Origin of the sequence: Rhodococcus sp. 05-2254-6 (assembly GCF_002258565.1) — a bacterium.
Taxonomy (GTDB): domain Bacteria; phylum Actinomycetota; class Actinomycetes; order Mycobacteriales; family Mycobacteriaceae; genus Rhodococcoides.
Genome location: NZ_NOZF01000036.1, coordinates 1 through 3,671, shown reverse-complemented (window position 1 = coordinate 3,671; position 3,671 = coordinate 1). Strand labels below are relative to the sequence as shown.

Here is a 3,671-nt window from a genome sequence, read left to right as displayed (position 1 = left end):
ACCGGTGCAATGGCACATTCACGCCACAACCCCGTACGCGTGAATGGCGCATTGCAGACGTCTGAGCCGTGCAATGGTCCATTGACGCGAACGGGGTGAGTGCGGTCGTAGACTCGTCAGCGATGAGTAATTCGAGCGTGACCCTGGACGACATCGTTGCCGCACATCGACTTCTGCGCGAGCGCAATCCGCTGGTGCAGTGTCTGACCAACACGGTGTCGGTGCAGTTCGTCGCCAACGCGCTGTTGGCCGCGGGGGCCGCGCCGGCGATGGTGGACAACCCCGAGGAAGCGGCAGGCTTCGCCGAGATCGCCGACGCGGTCCTGGTCAATCTCGGAACTCCGACGGCGGCGCAGGTGGAAAGTTCTCACCTGGCGTCGGCCGCAGCGAGGGCAGCGGGGAAGCCGTGGGTACTGGATCCGGTGGGAGCCGGCGGTCTGCCGTGGCGAACGCAGGTGGCCGTCGAGCTACTTGTCAACCGGCCCAGCGTCATTCGCGCGAACGCGTCCGAGGTCATGGGACTGGCGGGTGCCGAAGGTGGATCGCGCGGGGTGGATTCGTCTGCACACGTGGCAGATTCGGTCGATGCGGCCCGGTCGCTGCTCGATCGGGCCGAGGTCGTGGCGGCGTCGGGGGAGACCGATCACATTCTCGGCCCCGACGGCATGGTGAAGGTGGGCGGCGGAAGCGCACTGCTGCAACGGGTTACGGCTACCGGGTGTGCGCTCGGTGCGCTGACGGCTGCCTACTGCTCGGTGTCGCCAAATGTGCTGATCGGTGCCGTCGCGGCGCACGCGCATGTTGCGGTCGCGTCGGAGATCGCTGCCCGGTCGACGTCGCGGCCGGGGTCCTTCGCTGCCGCGTTCCTCGACGGACTCGACACGGTCGACGAGTCGGCACTTCGTGAATTGGTTCGGCTCGACATCGGCTGGCCTGAATGACGCGTGCTCCAGTGTGCAACTGATGCTCCACTGTGCCGAAATTTCCGCGGGAATGTCGCGAAATGTGCGCGTAGTGGTGCGAAAAATGCAGATCGCTGCGGAGGTAACGTCCTCTTGACCGAAACGTGATGTAACGGAACACGTTTGCGAGCGGACATACCTGGCGTCGGGCAAATCGAACCAGGTGGTCTCAATGAAACGTCTTCTACTCCTCGTAGTCAGTGCCACAGCCCTCGTCGCCTGCGGCGGAGCGGAGCAAGGAACCCCGTCGGCAGCACCGTCCTCGGCCGTTCCGGCAACCACCCAGGCAAGTCCGGCACCGGTGACGCCCGGCCCGGCCCCCGTGACCGAGGGAGCACAGCCGCAGCGGACGCCACCCGAGGAGGCCAGCGACCTGGTTCCGATGGGCCCGCCGGTAACGGAGTCACAGTGCCTGAGTCTGACGTCGGCTCCGGTGACCGCGGCCGTCGACTCACTGCCTCTGGTGTTCGCGGATTCACCGTGGGTTGCCACGCGGATCGACGACCCGTGTGCGTCGTTCACCTGGGTCGAAGCCATGCCGTACGGCGCGACGGTCAGCTCACCGACACATCTGCTGTTCTTCCACGACGCCGAATATCTGGGTACGGCCACGCTTGAGCCGTACGGATTCACCTCTGTCGCGGCGCAATCCGCCGACACGATCACAGTGAACTACCGCTGGCCGCTCGCGAACGATGCCAATGCCAATCCCACCGGCGGCCCGGTGACGATCGACTACCGCTGGGACGGGACACAGGTCGCCATGATCGGCACCCTCCCGCCCGAGGTCACCGGCTAGATCGAGACGGACGATTCCTCGGTAAGCTCGCGGATTTCGGCGTCGGACATCTCCTTGAAGCGGCCGTAGTAGACGCCCCTGGCCTGCTCCGCGACGATGGCCTGGTGGATGGGGAATGCCATCCTGGGGTTCACTGCTCGCAGGAATTCGACGGTCTCGGAGAGCTTCGACCACGGCGCGGCAGCGGGGAGCGCGAGAACCTCGACCTGCTGCTCGGGGACGAACAGCGAGTCGCCCGGGTGGAACAGCTGGCCCGGATTCTCCGGAGTGCCGAGCAGGTAACCGGTGTTGTCGATCTCCGGCAGTTCGGGATGGATGACGGCATGGGTGCCGCCGACGCCGGTGACCGTGATGCCGCCGACCGTGAAGGCCTGACCCGCGGGAGCCGGAGTCCACTGGCCGCCGAGTTGGCCTGCGGTCATCGGATCGGCATGCAGTGCCGCACGCGGATTCGCCTCGACCAGAGCGGGAAGTCGCTGCAGATCGACGTGATCCGGGTGCTGATGGGTGACGAGGATCGCGTCGAGTCCGGTGATGCCTTCGAACCCGTGAGAGAACGTGCCGGGATCGAACAGCACGGTGGTGCCGTTGAGTTCGACGAGAACGCAGGAATGTCCGAAGTGTGTCAGCCGCATGGTCCCCACAGTAAGCGCGGTTTCGCGCCTCCCGCCAGGGCTGCGTAGACTCCCACCTGCCGGTAACCAGCCGTACGTATTTCAAGGAGCGCTTTCGTGGCCCGAGTCGTTGTCGATGTCATGCCCAAGGCCGAGATTCTCGATCCGCAGGGTCAGGCGATCGCCGGTGCACTGGGCCGTCTTGGCATCTCCGGTGTGTCCGACGTCCGCCAGGGCAAGCGTTTCGAACTCGAGGTCGACGACACGGTCGACGACGCCGAGCTCGAGAAGATCGCGGAATCGCTGCTGGCCAACACCGTCATCGAGGACTGGACGGTCACTCGCGTGTCGGTAGAGCCCGCCGCATGAGCGCCCGCGTAGGAGTCATCACCTTCCCCGGGACCCTCGACGACGTCGACGCCTCTCGCGCGGTCACCCTCGCAGGTGGCGAAGCCGTCAGCCTGTGGCATGCCGATGCCGATCTGAAGAACGTCGACGCCATCGTGGTCCCCGGCGGATTCTCCTACGGCGACTACCTCCGCGCCGGAGCGATCGCCCGCTTCGCCCCCGTGATGGAGTCCGTCGTCAAGGCCGCCGAGGGCGGTATGCCGGTTCTCGGTATCTGCAACGGATTCCAGGTTCTGTGCGAAGTGGGCCTGCTCCCCGGCGCGCTGACTCGCAACGAAGGGCTGCACTTCGTCTGCCGCGATCAGTGGCTGGCAGTGGAGAACACCGACACCGCGTGGTCGTCGCGTTACGAGCCCGGTGCTGAGATTCTGATTCCGGTCAAGAATGCCGAGGGTCGATTCCAGGCACCGCAGAACGTGCTCGACGAGCTCGAGGGTGAGGGCCGGGTGGTCTTCCGTTACAGCGGCAGCAACCCGAACGGATCACAGCGCGGGATCGCCGGGATCTCCTCGGCCAACGGTCGAGTCGTCGGTTTGATGCCGCACCCCGAACACGCCACCGAGCCGCTCACCGGACCGAGCGACGACGGCCTCGGCATCTTCTATTCGGCACTGGACACGATCGTCAACGCCTGACTCGAACGTGTCGGTGGTCGCGGTTACTGTGCCGCCATGACACTGAACTTGGCGATGATCACGTTCGACACGACCGACCCGGGACCGCTCGCCCGCTGGTGGGCCGCGCAGGCGGACGGAACGATCGTGGAGGAGAACGACGGCTGGTTCTACGTCGTCGAACTCGCGTCGGCACCGTATCGAATGGCCTTCCAGAAGATCGACGACCCGACGCCAGGCAAGAATCGCGTCCACCTCGACATGACCACCGGTG

Annotated in this window: 6 protein-coding genes; 5 read left to right on the top strand and 1 reads right to left on the bottom strand. The window is 65.5% G+C overall.

Going from position 1 to position 3,671, the window contains the following annotated elements; genetic code table 11:
- The first annotated feature begins 122 nt into the window (after positions 1-122).
- A complete protein-coding gene (gene thiM, locus CH256_RS04530; protein WP_176460321.1) occupies positions 123-941 on the top strand; it encodes a hydroxyethylthiazole kinase in 819 nt (272 codons plus the stop codon).
- Between the two features lie 193 nt (positions 942-1,134).
- A complete protein-coding gene (locus CH256_RS04525; protein ID WP_094639286.1) occupies positions 1,135-1,761 on the top strand; it encodes an LppP/LprE family lipoprotein in 627 nt (208 codons plus the stop codon).
- Here the strand turns inward: CH256_RS04525 and CH256_RS04520 are convergent.
- Positions 1,758-2,396 (bottom strand): MBL fold metallo-hydrolase, encoded by a 639-nt coding sequence (locus tag CH256_RS04520; RefSeq protein ID WP_094668987.1) that lies wholly within the window; start codon positions 2,394-2,396, stop codon positions 1,758-1,760. The genes CH256_RS04525 and CH256_RS04520 overlap by 4 nt on opposite strands.
- A gap of 96 nt (positions 2,397-2,492) precedes the next feature.
- On the opposite strand from CH256_RS04520, the gene purS reads away from it, so the two are divergent.
- From purS to CH256_RS04505, 3 genes are all read left to right on the top strand, one after another.
- Positions 2,493-2,744, top strand: coding sequence for a phosphoribosylformylglycinamidine synthase subunit PurS (gene purS / locus CH256_RS04515; RefSeq protein ID WP_032395924.1), 252 nt, complete (start codon positions 2,493-2,495; stop codon positions 2,742-2,744).
- Positions 2,741-3,418, top strand: a complete 678-nt coding sequence (purQ, locus tag CH256_RS04510) for a phosphoribosylformylglycinamidine synthase subunit PurQ (protein ID WP_094639287.1) — start codon at positions 2,741-2,743, stop codon at positions 3,416-3,418. Before purS ends, purQ begins: the two co-directional genes overlap by 4 nt.
- 36 nt (positions 3,419-3,454) lie before the next feature.
- A partial coding sequence (locus CH256_RS04505) for a VOC family protein (protein ID WP_179271996.1) occupies positions 3,455-3,671 on the top strand: 217 nt, incomplete at its 3' end.